14 protein-coding genes are annotated in these 13207 nt (G+C 62.7%); 5 read left to right on the forward strand and 9 right to left on the reverse strand.

What is annotated here, in order from left to right; translation table 11 throughout:
* Together GY725_09295 and GY725_09300 are read right to left on the reverse strand one after the other, a co-directional pair.
* The coding region (locus tag GY725_09295) for a hypothetical protein (GenBank protein MCP4004376.1) at window positions 1-466 on the reverse strand (466 nt) is incomplete at its 3' end.
* Between the two features lie 79 nt (window positions 467-545).
* Entirely contained in the window at window positions 546-1253 is a 708-nt protein-coding gene (locus GY725_09300; protein ID MCP4004377.1) for a TetR/AcrR family transcriptional regulator, read from the reverse strand.
* Window positions 1254-1397: 144 nt separating this feature from the next.
* Between GY725_09300 and GY725_09305 the strand changes: the two genes are divergently transcribed.
* On the forward strand, window positions 1398-3626 hold the full coding sequence (locus tag GY725_09305; protein ID MCP4004378.1) for a DUF3604 domain-containing protein: 2229 nt from the start codon (window positions 1398-1400) through the stop codon (window positions 3624-3626).
* A gap of 58 nt (window positions 3627-3684) precedes the next feature.
* Here GY725_09305 and GY725_09310 read toward each other — a convergent pair whose 3' ends face one another.
* Window positions 3685-4713, reverse strand: a complete 1029-nt coding sequence (locus tag GY725_09310; GenBank protein MCP4004379.1) for a TauD/TfdA family dioxygenase — start codon at window positions 4711-4713, stop codon at window positions 3685-3687.
* Window positions 4714-4841: 128 nt separating this feature from the next.
* On the opposite strand from GY725_09310, the gene GY725_09315 reads away from it, so the two are divergent.
* Window positions 4842-5513, forward strand: coding sequence for a TetR/AcrR family transcriptional regulator (locus GY725_09315; protein MCP4004380.1), 672 nt, complete (start codon window positions 4842-4844; stop codon window positions 5511-5513).
* Window positions 5514-5570: 57 nt separating this feature from the next.
* Here the strand turns inward: GY725_09315 and GY725_09320 are convergent, their stop codons facing one another.
* Both GY725_09320 and GY725_09325 read right to left on the reverse strand, forming a co-directional pair.
* Window positions 5571-6596, reverse strand: a complete 1026-nt coding sequence (locus GY725_09320; GenBank protein MCP4004381.1) for a TIGR03617 family F420-dependent LLM class oxidoreductase — start codon at window positions 6594-6596, stop codon at window positions 5571-5573.
* Between the two features lie 101 nt (window positions 6597-6697).
* Window positions 6698-7672 carry a GlxA family transcriptional regulator gene (locus GY725_09325; protein ID MCP4004382.1) on the reverse strand — a complete coding sequence of 325 codons (975 nt, stop codon included), beginning with the start codon at window positions 7670-7672 and terminating at the stop codon, window positions 6698-6700.
* Window positions 7673-7773: 101 nt separating this feature from the next.
* Between GY725_09325 and GY725_09330 the strand changes: the two genes are divergently transcribed.
* Window positions 7774-8679 carry a glutathione S-transferase family protein gene (locus GY725_09330; GenBank protein MCP4004383.1) on the forward strand — a complete coding sequence of 302 codons (906 nt, stop codon included), beginning with the start codon at window positions 7774-7776 and terminating at the stop codon, window positions 8677-8679.
* The gene (locus GY725_09335; GenBank protein ID MCP4004384.1) at window positions 8676-9398 is read left to right on the forward strand and encodes an HD domain-containing protein; all 723 of its coding nucleotides are present in this window, start codon (window positions 8676-8678) and stop codon (window positions 9396-9398) included. Before GY725_09330 ends, GY725_09335 begins: the two co-directional genes overlap by 4 nt.
* A 37-nt stretch (window positions 9399-9435) precedes the next feature.
* On the opposite strand, the gene GY725_09340 is transcribed toward GY725_09335, so the two are convergent.
* Genes GY725_09340 through GY725_09350 form a run of 3 tightly spaced genes read right to left on the reverse strand, consistent with a single transcriptional unit; the run spans window position 9436 to window position 10887 of the window.
* The gene (locus GY725_09340) at window positions 9436-10122 is read right to left on the reverse strand and encodes a hypothetical protein (GenBank protein MCP4004385.1); all 687 of its coding nucleotides are present in this window, start codon (window positions 10120-10122) and stop codon (window positions 9436-9438) included.
* A 9-nt stretch (window positions 10123-10131) separates the two neighbouring features.
* On the reverse strand, window positions 10132-10482 hold the full coding sequence (locus GY725_09345) for a peroxiredoxin family protein (GenBank protein ID MCP4004386.1): 351 nt from the start codon (window positions 10480-10482) through the stop codon (window positions 10132-10134).
* Between the two features lie 18 nt (window positions 10483-10500).
* The gene (locus GY725_09350) at window positions 10501-10887 is read right to left on the reverse strand and encodes a hypothetical protein (protein MCP4004387.1); all 387 of its coding nucleotides are present in this window, start codon (window positions 10885-10887) and stop codon (window positions 10501-10503) included.
* A 161-nt stretch (window positions 10888-11048) separates the two neighbouring features.
* Here GY725_09350 and GY725_09355 point away from each other — a divergent pair, with 161 nt between their 5' ends.
* Entirely contained in the window at window positions 11049-12185 is a 1137-nt protein-coding gene (locus GY725_09355; protein ID MCP4004388.1) for a glutathione S-transferase family protein, read from the forward strand.
* Window positions 12186-12198: 13 nt separating this feature from the next.
* On the opposite strand, the gene GY725_09360 is transcribed toward GY725_09355, so the two are convergent.
* Entirely contained in the window at window positions 12199-13041 is an 843-nt protein-coding gene (locus tag GY725_09360) for a hypothetical protein (GenBank protein ID MCP4004389.1), read from the reverse strand.
* Between the last annotated feature and the right edge of the window lie 166 nt (window positions 13042-13207).

Here is a 13207-nt window from a genome sequence, read left to right on the forward strand (position 1 = left end):
GCGCGATCGGAATCAGCAGGTTTGGAAGCACTGGGCGCTGGAAGCCGTGCACATAGCTGCGCTCGCACCCGCCTAACACCTGCGTGACTTCGGCGGCCTCGCGCTGGCGCTCGAAGGTCTCTTTGGACGGATACTGCGCCAGCACGACGGCGCTCCAATCGTTGGCGAGCTGCGTCGAAGCCGCCATGGTCACACCAACCAGGCCGGCGTAGACCACGCGCCCACCGCCCGGCGCCTCGATCGCGTCGCGCAGTGCGCGAAGCGCTGCAAGCTCTCCATCGCGCCCCTCGGTGGCATCGACCTTCAGGAGTGTCACCGTGTGGAACGTGGCCCCGGCATAGAGGAGAGGCTGTCGGTCCTCGAGGCGTTCACGCCGGACCCGCAGATAGCGGAGGTGCTGCCAGACACCCGCGATCACCGCCGCGGCAATGCCCGCGAACAGGAAGAGGAGAAGGATCTTCGTCACGATGAATTCCTCCTTTGGCGTGCGCGTGCAGGCTCGCCTGAGAACTGAAGTGTATGAGAAACGCAGCAGGCGAGGGGATTCACGAGACCCCCTCTGGCGACATCCGCAGCTTTCGCTCCAGCCCCTTGAGCTTGGCCCGGATCTCCGGCCGACGCTCTTCGCGAACGAGGCCGAGAAACGCCAGGTTCAGGCCGTAGAGAGCCCGCGCTTCGAAATGGGCAGCGTCGATCCGGCCGAGTGCCCATTGGATCGCTGCGAACTGGGTGCCGTGGTGGATCTGCCAGGCCACCTGCTCGGGTTTCAGCGGGCTCTCCAGGAAGCCGTGCGTGTGCGCCGCCCGGATGACCTGCGAGAGCGTGAGGATCGAGTGGGCCATCGGCTCGACGGGTGACGGATGCCCGGAGATCTCCACTTCGAGCCAGGCGAGAATCATCGGCCGGAACAGTTCGCGGTGACGGCTCATCTCCCGGACAGTGGTCCTAACCAGCGAGCGACAGTAGTCGACGGGATCATCCGGCGACGCGTCTTTTGGAAGCGACGCCTCGATCCGGTCCCTGGCGTCGAGGGTGAGCGCACGCAGGATCTCTTCGCGCGTGCCCCATAGGTTGTAAAGCGTATTGACGCTCAGCGATGCCTCTTCGGCGAGCTTGCGCATCGACAGCGCTCCGAGTCCGCCCCGGCTCAGAAGGACCCGCGCAGCCTGGAGGATCTTCTGGCGCCGCACTTCGATGTTGCGCTCCCGCAGGCCGGTCGTTGAATCCCTCTGGTCTGATGGAACTTGCGACATCGTATCAAACTGATACGGTGTCGTAAGTTTGCTGTCAACCGGCAGGCACTCCCGCTGGTAGAGTGCGCTGCTGTAGGCGATGGAGATCCCCCTGCGAGGCTCTGAGCCCCGCGCGAGACTCCGCCAAAGAAGAGGAGCCGAAGAATGAAGAAGGTACTACTGGCCGTCGTGGCCCTTCTGCTGGTTGCCGCGCTTTGGCTGTTCGCTGGAGCGAGCGGTTGGCTCGGAAGCGACGAGGAACCCGGCGAGATTCGCGCAAAGCCACGCCCCGCGGCAACGGTCGAGGAGCGAAGCACCGTGCAGACCGAAACCGCGCGCATGCTAGGCGCGTCACCGGACAAGCAGATCCTGTTCGGTGATTTTCACGTCCACACGACCTTCAGCTTCGACGCCTTCATGATGAGCCTCCCGATCGCTGGCGGAGAGGGCACCAAGCCACCGGCCGACGCCTGCGACTTCGCCCGCTTCTGCTCGGCGCTCGACTTCTGGTCGATCAACGATCACGCCGAAAACCTGACGTCGGATCTCTGGCACAAGACGGTGGACTCGGTCCGCGAGTGCAACGCCGCAGCCGGTGATCCGAAAAACCCCGACCTGGTGACCTATCTCGGCTGGGAGTGGAGCCACATCGGCACCACCCCGGACAATCACTACGGACACAAGAATGTGGTGTTGCGCGGACTTTCCGACGACGAGATCCCGACGCGACCGATCGCCTCGCAACCTCCCCCGAGCGCCGGTGGGCTGACGATCCCGTTCATGGCTCGAGCGGCTCTCGCGACAGCCGGCGGAGAGCGCGGCCGCAGCTTCGCGCGACTCATGAGCGACGTGCTGGCGGCCGACAGGTGCCCGGATGGTGTCCCTGTCCGCGATCTTCCGGACGATTGCCTCGAATCCGCAGCGACGCCGGAGGTGCTCTTCGACAAGCTCGACGAGTGGGGGCATGACTCGATCGTGATCCCGCACGGCACGACCTGGGGGATCTATACACCCGCCGGTTCCGATTGGCGCAAACAACTGCCGGGCAACGATCCCGCGCGCCAGACGCTCGTCGAGTTGTACTCGGGTCACGGTAACTCGGAGCGGCTGCCCAGCTGGACACCCGTCGAAGTCGCCGCGGACGGCTCTCTCACCTGTCCGGCGCCCAAGGACGACTACCTGCCGAGTTGCTGGCATGCGGGCACACTCGTCGAGGCGCGCTGCAAGGAGACGGGTGAGAGTGATGAGGAGTGTCGGCGCCGTGCGCAGGAAGCGCGCGCGAACTACGTCGCGGCCTTCCAGGCCGGCTGGAAGACGTTGCCCGGCTATGAAGCTTCGGATTGGCTGAACGCAGGCCAGGCACCGCCGGACATGTTCCAACCCGCCTTCAACTACCGGCCGCGCGGCTCGGCACAGTACATGCTCGCGCTCCGCGACTTCAGCGACCCGATGAAGCCCAAGCGCTTCGACTTCGGATTCATCGGCTCGAGCGACAACCACACGGCGCGCCCGGGTCCGGGCTACAAGGAACTCCGCCGCGGTGAGATGACTGAAGGGCGCGGCCGGCGCGGGGAAGAAAGCGCCGGCGGCGGCGGTCTCTTTGGCTCTAGCAATGACGCCGACGCACCCGCTGCCGAGTCGGTTCCCTTTGTGAGCAGCGGGGAGAGCCCGCTCCAACTCTTCGAGATCGAGCGCGCGGCCGCGTACTTCGTGACGGGTGGCCTCGTGGCGGTCCACTCCGCGGGTCGCGACCGCGATGCGATCTGGGATGCGCTAGAGCGCAAGGAGGTCTACGCCACGAGTGGCCGGCGCACGCTCCTCTGGTTCGACCTGATCGACGGTGCCGATTCGATTCCGATGGGCGCTACGACGACTCGCAGCGAGACGCCGCGGTTTCGCGTGCGCGCCACCGGTTCCTTCGAACAGAAGCCCGGCTGCCCCGACGACGTCGTCGATGTACTGGGCAAGGCACGGATCGACCACGTGTGCCTGGGCGAGTGCTACAACCCCAGCGACGAGCGACGCCCGATCACGCGTATCGAGATCGTGCGCATCCGTCCGCAGAACTCGGCGGACGAAGAGCTCGACGGACTCGTCGAAGATCCGTGGCGCGTGCTCCCATGCCCGGCCGACGGATCGGGATGTGTCGTCGAGTTCGCGGACAGCGAGTTCGCCGGCTCGGGCCGCGACGCGGTCTACTACGCGCGGGCCATCGAGGCGCCCGATTCCCTCATTCACGGCAACAATCCCCTGGGCTGTCGCTTCGACGAGCAGGGGCGCTGCGTCGAAATCACGCCCTGCGCCGGGGACGTCCCGTACGAGGACGACTGTCTCGGGGAGGCCGAGCCGCGCGCCTGGTCGTCGCCCATCTTCGTGAACCACTCGGGTTCATGAGAGCGAGCGGCTATGACCGACTGGATACCGAAAGATCGGATGGAAGGGGGCTCTCTGCCTACTCCCCGGACTGCGTCCGATTCCCTCTGGCCTCTCTGACGCGCGTGTCGTAGAGCAATTGGAGCAGGGGCGGGCGATGCGCGGTTCTGCTCGAGGTGAGCCAGAGTCGTCGAAGGTGTCGTCTTTCCTCCGGATCGTCGAAGTCCTCGAAGCTCTCGCGGGCATGGAGTGTGACGAGATTGCTGATGAACGACATATCGCCCGGCTGCTGCTGCAGGTCGATCCTGAATTCGTCACTCCAACACAGCGATTCAAAGCAATCGAGCGCGTCGCGCTGGCGCCGAGTCAGCTTGGGGACCTCGTCGAAGCGCTGAGCGCTCTCGATGTACTCGCCCAGATAGAAACTGCTGACGTGCCCTTCGTGACGCGTGAAGATCGGCATCGTGTAGTACGGCTTGGCGTCGCGGGCATGGCCACCTCGCCAATCGACGCAGAAGGGCTCGTACAGGCATTCCAACAGCTCGGGAGCCGTCTTGGCCATTTCGTCATGGACGGTCATCGAGCTGACGAAGTGGTTCTCCCCGCCACTCTTCGAAGTCCGTAGGCATAGCAACGCCACGATGTCCGCACCGTCGGTGTGGAATCCGAGCTTCTCGTTGGTCTCGCAAAAGCGGACATTCGGGTCGTCCGGCTTCTTTCCCGTATCGAGGAGGTTGCCGAGCAAGTCGCCGCTGCGATTCTGCGGCCAGGGAGCCCCGAGGTGGGTGCCGACTCCCCAGAAGATCGTGCTGGCCTCTTCCTTGGAGTAGTCGCGGACCGGCAAGCCCCTGATCAGGAAGAGCCCGAGACCTCGGCTCACCTCATCGTTGGCCCGGTCCAGGAGTTGGCCGAGGGTCGGAAGTGGGAAGTCTTCTCGAATCACCTGTGTGCCGGAGAGGCCTTTGCTCCTGGCGTGCGCCAGCGCGGCGCTCAGTTCATCGACCTCGCCACGTGTCAGTTCGTGAATCCAGTCCTTCGTCGCTTCCATGACGGTTTGCGCGCGCCAGCACGCACGGGATCGAACCGGGGAGATGTCCGTTGGGGCCATGGCGTCCTCTCCTTGTGAGCTTGTGAGCTTGTGAGCTTGTGAGTCGCGAAGCAGGGTAAATCCGGAAAACCGCTTAGTCAAGTGGTTTTTGGATTGTGATCGCGGCTTTAGACAGGCATCCTGTGCTCGTGGCCAAGCGAAAGAACCTCGACAGCGATAACGGAAGCGCTCCCAGTCGCAGCCTGCCTTCAGCGCGAACGCGAAAGGGCGAGCGCACGCTCGGGGCGATTCTCGACGCAGCGGTCGAGATTGTCTCGAGTCACGGGTTCGCGGCCCTCTCCCAGGAGGCTGCGGCCAAACGGGCAGGTATCTCCCAGAGCACTCTTCGGCACTACTTCCCGACGAAGGATGAATTGGTCGCGGCGTGCTTTCATCGATCGCTGGCGGAGATGGGTGAGTCGATCTCCGCGATCCTGGACGATCCCCGCGCCGACCCCGTCACGCAACTCGAAGAGAGCATCGCCTTGCATCTGGGCTTCATCCTGCAGGGCGCGGACGGCTACTTCTTCGAGAGCCTCGCGTATTGGGCACGGAATCCACAGCAGCGTGTTCTGCGCGACGAGTGGTACCAGTGGTTGCATCGATCCTACGCAGCCATTGTTCAACGCGCGCGGCCCGACTGCTCTCCGGCGGATTGCAAGGGAAAGTCCTACCAGCTGCTGACACTTACACTCGGGGCCTGGATCACGTTGAGCAACTCTCGACCCAATCTGCTTCGCAAGCAGGCGGCGGGGCTGAAGCAGACCCTGCTCGAAGCGGCGAGGGCTATAGTGCTGGGGGACACGCAAGCTGCGTCGTGATGTTAGTCGCTCACGATCGTGGATGGGTGCATGGGCCGGTGGAAATGGCTCGTTCTGCTAGGCGGCTGTTTCCTTGAACGCCCCGATGAGGCGGCGCCAGGTTTCCGGATCCCCTTTTTCCGGCTCGCCGAAGTAGATCAGCACTTCGTCCAGCATGTCGTCGTACTTTTCTTTGAGAAGCCCCGGGATCTGTTCGTAGGTTCCGGTGACTGCGATTTCGTCGACCATCTCGTCGCTGATTTCGTCCGCCATCGTGTCCCATTCGTTGTTTCGACTCTTATTCCTCAGCCGAATGAAAGTCTCGTCCCAGTCATGGGCCTCGAACATGGCTTTGTAAAAACTCGTAGCGCCATAGAATCCGATCATTTCGCGTACCCGTTCCCGCATCTTGTCGAGTTCTTCGTCGCTGTCTCCCATGATGGCCATCACGGGCGAAGTGATCGTGAAATCGCCGCGCGTCCGACCGGACTGTTCAAGCCCTTGTTCGATGTTGCTGATGACGTTCTCGCGCAGGGTTTTGGCCGTATGAAAGCCATGGCAGTGAAAGCCGTCGGCGACCTCGCCGGCCATCCGGCAATTCCACGGGTTGACGGCTCCGACATAGATCGGGGGCGGTGGTCCGTCGAGTGGGCCTGGATTGAACATGGGCGTCATGAGGTTGAACTGGAAAAAGTCCCCGGCGAAATTGAGCGGGGTGTCGTTCTGGAAGCAGTCCCAGATGGCGCGAATCGCCAGAATGTACTCCCGTAGTTTCGGGCCAGGGGATTTCCATTCCAGACCAAAGCGGCGCTCGTTATGCGCCTTGACCTGAGTACCCAGGCCGAGCACGAAGCGACCGTTGGTCGCGTTCTGTAGATCCCAGGAGGAATAGGCGAGGACCATGGGGTTGCGCGGAAACGCCAGTGCGATTTCAGGGCCCAGTCGGATGCGACTGGTCGCTGTCGCTGCCACCGAAAGCTGCAGGAAGGGGTCGTGTTTGCGCTCGGAGATGTACAGAGCTTCGAATCCGAGTTCCTCGATTCGTTTCGCGGGTTCAGCGACATCTTGCAGCGAGTCCACAACGAGATTGGTTACCAGTTTCAAGGCTTTCTCCTCGCAGTCTTTGAAAACTCCCATCCACTATCGCAGATGAAGTCGATTTCACAGCGTACTGGCATCATGGCTTCAAATGGGCCCGAAGGCTGCTAATCCGATGTAGGACGAGTGAAGCGTGCGCGGTACTCCGATGGGGGCACCCCGAGCGATTGCTGGAAGCGGCGTCGCATCGTCTCGGCAGAGCCGAAGCCGCAGGTGGTGGCGACTTCCTCGACGCCCAGACCCTCGCGCTCCAGCAGTTGCCGTGCTCTTTCCACGCGAACGCGCTGGACGTAGTGCGCGGGCGGTTCGCCCGTTTCCTGTGTGAAGACCCGTACGAAATGGCGGGTGCTCATCCCGGCGCGCTGCGCCAGTACGGGGACGCGGTGGTCCTTTCCGGGGTTCTCTGCCACGTCCGCCTGCACGTCCCGGATTCCCGGGTGCTCGGCTGTTGGTCGGCGGAGGGCGGCGCTGAACTGGGACTGCCCGCCGGGTCGGTGCAGGAACATGACGAGGATGCGCGCGACTTCGAGCGCGAGATCGGGTCCGAGGTCCTCTTCGACGAGCGCCAACCCGAGATCGATTCCGGCCGTGATCCCGGCGGAGGTATAGACAGGACCATCTTTCACGTAGAGCGCGTCGTTCTCGACAGTGGCGTCCGGAACGGTCTGGCCTAGCCGCTCGAGTTCGCTCCAATGAGTCGTGACACGCCGTCCGGCGAGTACGTCGGCCTCGGCAAGGACGAAGGCGCCACTACAGATCGACACCACGCGACGAATTCGCTGCCAGCGTCGACGGATCCAGGCGGTGGCGCGCGGGTCGAACTCCGTTTCACCGAAGCCCATTCCGCCTGGAACTACGAGCGTGTCGATGGCCCCGCGAATCTGTTTCAGGGTTCGGACTCGAAGGCCTACGCCGGTCACGGTGTCCGGGTCTGCGACCGGACCGGCGAAGCTGATGCGGTAGGCAGGCTCCTGCCCGCGGTCGCTCCAGCATTGGTTCGCAGCCATGAAGACATCCGCTGGGCCGGCCAGATCGAGGAGTTGGGTCCCGGGAAGGATCAGGAAGACGACATGTTTGGTCATGTCCGAGAGTATGGCGCAAAAAGAGGGGCATTTGTCATTTACGCCAAGTGGTTTCGCGACAATCCTATTCCTTGCGACGATCCAGGAGATCGGAGGAAGCCATGGCCATCGTGAATCGACCCGGGAGCGAGTTGCCGAGCAAACTGAAAGGGCTCCACCTGTTCCACTACGGTGGCGCTCCCTGCGCTCAGCGGGTTCGCTTCGTGCTCGCCGAAAAGGGGATCCGACGCGGACCGGACGTACCGTGGCGCTCGGACGTCGAGGAGCATCTCGAGGCCCCAGCGGGCACCTACATCGGTCGCCCGGTCTCCTTGCCTCGGCAGGAGAATCTGAGCGAGCCCTATGCGGCGATTCATCCCAACCTCGTCGTACCCGCGCTCGTGCACGACGGCGTGCTCCACATCGAGTCGGTCGACATCATGAACTACGTCGATCAAGAACTCACAGGTCCCGCACTCATTCCCGAGGGCGAGCGTGGGGGGGAGTGCCGCGCATTGGTCAAGCGTGCGTCGGAACTCCAACCCTCGGTTCGCTATGTGACGTACAGGTGGAGCCTCGGAGGCCTGGCGAAGCTAAGCCCGCGCAAGCAAGCAGAGCTTCAGCGCATCGATTCAGCCGACTCGCCGGAACAGCTGGCCGACTTCTATCGTCGCTTCAGCAACGGGGAGATCTCCGAGGATACATTTGCCGGCCACGTGGCGAGTCTGAGCGAGGGCTTTCGGGAGATTGAAAGACTGCTGGCCGATGGCCGCGCATGGCTATGCGGCGAAACATTTTCGATGGCCGACATCATCTGGGTCGTGAAGGTCCAGCGGATCGACGAAGCCGGCTACCCCTTCGCGGCATCCTTCCCGCAACTCAAGGCCTGGTTTGATCGAGCTCGCACTCGCCCCGGCTTTCGGGAAGCGATCGGTCACGACCTGGGCGCGGCATCCCGATTCATGCGCGTGCGGGGTGCCGTCCAGAACTTCCTGGGCCGTGGACTTCAAAGCGCTGCGACCGGATGATGCTCGCCCGTGATCGCGGTAGAGATGCCACCCTGGGACTGATCTGGAGTTTCGCCCGCTTCGACATAGAGGAGAGGCTGCGCGCAGTGCGGCATCGCCTGGGGTTCCTGCAACTCCAGGATCTCACCGAGCGCGCGGATCGCGTGCCGGACTCGCCGCTCGCGAAGGCGGCTTTCGAGCTGGCAGCCGGCCTGTCTTCTCCGCTGCTCCTGAACCACGCGGTCCGCACCTACGCCTTCGGCGCCATCCTGGCTTCACGCAACGGCCTGCAACTCGACCGCGAGTTGCTCTATGTCGCGTCGGTGCTGCACGACCTCGGACTCACTCCGACCCACGAGGCGGACCCCGGCTCTTTCGAATGGGTTGGCGCGAAACGAGCGCGGGCCTTCGGCTTAGAACAGGGAATGGAGGCCCGACGCGTCGACCTTCTCTACGACGCGATCGCGCTCCATAGCTCCGTCGGAATCGCCAGCTCGCGCGAACCGGAGATCGCGATGGTGCACTACGGTGCGGGTGCCGATCTCTTCGGCACGCGTCTGGTTGAGATTCCTCCGTTCGACCTCGACCGCCTGCTCGACGAATGGCCGCGCTGCGGCTTCAAGACGGACTTTCCTGCCTGCCTCGAGCGTCAAGTGGAACTCAAGCCGGAAAGTCACATCGCCGGTGCCATGGGGCTCGGCCTCGCAGGTCGGGTGCGCGCTGCTCCCTTTGCGGAGTAGTCGGACTCGACGCGGACGCTCACATCTACTCGCGCGATCAGAAGAGAGAAATCCCTTGGCCTCTCGGCCTGGGGATCTTCTGATCCTCGGGTAGCGTGCAGATTCGATCCATCCGCGTCTTGCTGCCATCGGCGTATTCCCAGATCAGTTGCTCGCCATCGAGGTAGCGCAAAACGACGACGGGCCCCCAGCCGAACACGTGGAAATCGAGAACGCCGTCGTTCCATATCATGCTGGCCGATGTCCGCGGGCAGTATTTCTTGCCAGCGATGCTGAATAACACTGCCCCCTCCGTGTCGTCGGTGTTCTCGCCGAGTGTGCTGTTGGGGCCGGAGTCATGAATGAGGCCCGAGGAGGTCACGACCGTGCGACGGCCGCACTGCTCGAGTCGCTCCACATGGCCGATGTGTCTCCCTTCGACGCCGATCCACAGACCGCGAATATCTGCAGCCTGCTTCGCGAGTGGCTCGGTACATTCAGCCAGGATCGGCAGGGGAAAGTGATCGTAGCTGCAGCCGGGCGTATTCCCCTTAGGGATGTCCGCTGACATCTTTCCTCGGCCATCCAGTTCCGGCAACTCGCAGTAGCCGATCAGGCTGCCATCGCCAGCGAGCGTCGCCGGATCGATCGTCAGCGGCGGACGAGCGGAGAAGAACAACTGCCAGAATGCGGCCAGGAACAACACGACGACCGTCACGATGAATCGCAAGAACCACTTCTTCATCCGGTGTTACTAGCGATCCAGGTGCTTGTGCAGGGCTGCGAGTACGTAGTCGGGATCCGAGCGTCGCTGGTAGTTTTCCGACTGGTCCATCCACAACACCTGGCCGTTCGCATCGACCAAAAGAGACGTAGGAACGGGTAACGCCTTCGCGCCTATGGGTGGCGGCGGTCCCGAGTGAATTCCTTCGTTTCGCAGACCGAAGCGATCGGTTACGTCGAGTTCTCGGTCCGATAGCATGGTGGCGCCGAGTCCGTGTTTGCGGTGCCCCTTCGCGAGTTCCTTTGGGGTGTCTGTACTGACCGTGAGGATCGCGACACCGCGCTCATCGAATTCGGGTCGGAGTTCTTCCCATCGCCGCAACTCGGCGACACAGTAAGGTCACCAGTGTGCGCGAAAGAACTTGATGAGTACCGGATGCCCGGCCAGGCTGTGCGAGTCGAAGTTCTGTCCGTGCTCATCCGTGGCCGTGAAGTCGGGAATTGTGGCGCCCACACGGATCGCCTTTTCGCCGACCTTCTGGCCGCCGATGGCAACGGTCAAGAGAAGGAAGGCCGACGCGAAGACGCCGAGTCCCGCCGGAATACCTCCGAGCCAGCCGGGTTCGCCCAGGAAGGCCGCAAGACCCAACCCCGCTGCGACGACCCAGGCTGCAACAAAGCCGCTTCGATTCTTCGGGATCTCGACGCGCTTGAATGCGCGAATCCAGACGAAGATCGAGGTTGCGACGAGGGCCAGTGAAGCCAGACCGAGAAAGACGTCACCCATAGGCGTTCCATTCTACTTGGTTCGTTGCGAAAAGGGCGTAGAATGCTGAACATGGAAAGCATCCGGGGTGTCCAGGACGCCATCACGTACATTGAGGGGACTACCGAACGGTTCGAGGAGATCCGTCCGGCGCGCTGCCTTCCGACGCTGTGGGTTTCCTGATGGGCGAGGAGGCGACCACTCTCTACGGGACACCGCTATCCCTCTACACCGGCAAGGCGCGTAGCTATCTGATCAAGAACGGTCTGCCGTATCGAGAAGTCACGCCCGCGACGTCCCATTATTCGCAACACGTTGCAAAGAGAGCGCAGCGCGTCACGATGCCGACGATCGAAACTGCCGAGGGCGTCGTCGTCCGAGACGGCGCCGCGATCGTCGAGTACTTCGAGTCCCAGGCCGGGCACCCCGCAACGCCTTCGGGACCTCGTCAGCGGATCGTCAGTGGTCTGCTCGATGCGATCGGGATGGAAGGGCTCTTGCGCCCCGCCATGCACTACCGCTGGAACTTTCCCGAAGAGAACCATGACTTCCTGTTGTTTCATTTTGCCTCGCTCGCGCCTCCTGATAAGGATTCGGGTGAATTTGCCGAGCAGGCCATGGGACGGATGCGCCAGGCCGCGATGGCGTTCGGGGTCGTTCCCGACACCATCAAGGGCATCGAAGCGCGCTACCTGGCGTTGATGGAGGTACTCGATCAACACTTCGCGGACTTTCCGTACTTGTTGGGCGGACGGCCCTGCACCGGCGACTTCAGCTTGATCGCGCCTCTATACGGCCACCTCGGCCGGGACCCAAAACCTCTGTCGCTCATGCAATCGAAGGCGGTTCATCTGTTTCGCTGGGTCGAGCGAATGAATCGACCCGAACCGGACTGCGGAGAGTTCGTGAAGGAGGGCGAGGTCCAGTTCGGCGATGCCTTTGCCCCAAACGATGAAATTCCGGAAACGCTCGTAGCGGTCTTGCGCCAGATCGCTATCGATTTCGTTCCCGAGACGATCGCGGCCGCCGACTTCATCAATACGTGGTTGGACGCACAATCCGATCTGCCTTCCGGCACGCCGCTCGAACGAGGCATGGGACTCGCGACCTTCGAAGTGCAGGGCGCTTCCATCAACGCCCTCGCGCAGCCCTATCGTTTCTATCTTCTCAGCCGGGCGCAGGCGGACTTCGCCTCGCTATCGCCGACCGAGCAATCCGGGGTCGAGCAGGTTCTCGATCGGTGCAATCTCTTGCCCATCCTCGATACGCGCCTGACGCGAACGATCGGACGTGAGGACAACCTCGAGGTCTGGGATTAGCCTCGACGTTCTTTCATTTCTGCAAGAGACGCTCGAAGGGCGCGATGTACTTCTGGCGCGGATCGATGCCCAGGCCCTTACAACCAGTCAAGACCTCGTCCATCAAGTCTTGCGCACGACGGTGATCACCTTTCGCACGCCGGCGCGCTAGCAGACATGCCAGGCCGGCCTTGCTACGCAGCACGGCAGGCTTGGCTCCGAGCGCTTTTTCGCGCGCAATGCCTTCATCGAACTGGGCGATTCCTGTCTCGAAGTCGCCGAGGACGGACGAGAGCAGGCCCTGGGTCGAGGCGACACTGCCTGCGGCCCAGCGAGCTGACGGTTGGCAAACGATCTGCTCGGCGAATGGCTCCAGGGCCGCTGAGAGGGTTTCGGCATGAGCTTCGGTACCGTGGCGTTCGATCGCATTCGCCAGAAAGTACGCGGCGCTGATCCAGTTGTCGTTTCGTTGATGCCGCGCGAAGTCGGTTTCGAGGACCGAATCGATCGCGACTATAGCGGCGTGCCGGTCGTCGCAGAATGAGCGGACCACAGCAATACACGAGTGGCCGAGCATCACGTCCCCATCGAAGCCCGCAATCAAGCCTTCGAGAAAAGGCATCAAGTCCCGTGCCGACAGATCGATCTTTCCACTCTCCCAGAACTCGACGAAGCGATACGCTAGTTGGGCGACTTCGGCCCACGAGACGCAATCCCTTCCCTGCTCGAAGACCTCCGCGATGAGACGGCTCGCATCGTCAAGACGTCCCTCCATCAAGGCAAACCCCGACTGTTGCAGGAGGCCGAAGAATTGACTCACCCGGTTGCCGGGCATGGCCTCGGCGAAGCGTGAACTCTGTTGGAGTGCATTCAACACCCCGTCGCGATCTCCTCTGGCGAGCGGGGATGCGACATCGTTTCCGAACCAGGACAACCAAGGGTCGTCGAGCTGTTTTCCCCAGCTTCGACACTCTTCCTCCCACTCGAGTCTCTCGTCAAGGAAGTCCGGGCCAAGCGTTGCATTGTGGCGAGCGCGAAAAGCC

The sequence above is a fragment of the bacterium genome, assembly GCA_024226335.1.
Taxonomy (GTDB): Bacteria; Myxococcota_A; UBA9160; order SZUA-336; family SZUA-336; genus JAAELY01.

Coding starts and splice junctions, on each gene's coding strand:
- GY725_09305 (MCP4004378.1), top strand. CDS start 1,398: ATGAAGAAGGTACTACTGGCCGTCGTGGCCCTTCTGCTGGTTGCCGCG.
- GY725_09300 (MCP4004377.1), bottom strand. CDS start 1,253: ATGTCGCAAGTTCCATCAGACCAGAGGGATTCAACGACCGGCCTGCGG.
- GY725_09340 (MCP4004385.1), bottom strand. CDS start 10,122: ATGAAGAAGTGGTTCTTGCGATTCATCGTGACGGTCGTCGTGTTGTTC.
- GY725_09310 (MCP4004379.1), bottom strand. CDS start 4,713: ATGGCCCCAACGGACATCTCCCCGGTTCGATCCCGTGCGTGCTGGCGC.
- GY725_09355 (MCP4004388.1), top strand. CDS start 11,049: ATGGGCGAGGAGGCGACCACTCTCTACGGGACACCGCTATCCCTCTAC.
- GY725_09330 (MCP4004383.1), top strand. CDS start 7,774: ATGGCCATCGTGAATCGACCCGGGAGCGAGTTGCCGAGCAAACTGAAA.
- GY725_09335 (MCP4004384.1), top strand. CDS start 8,676: ATGATGCTCGCCCGTGATCGCGGTAGAGATGCCACCCTGGGACTGATC.
- GY725_09325 (MCP4004382.1), bottom strand. CDS start 7,672: ATGACCAAACATGTCGTCTTCCTGATCCTTCCCGGGACCCAACTCCTC.
- GY725_09350 (MCP4004387.1), bottom strand. CDS start 10,887: ATGGGTGACGTCTTTCTCGGTCTGGCTTCACTGGCCCTCGTCGCAACC.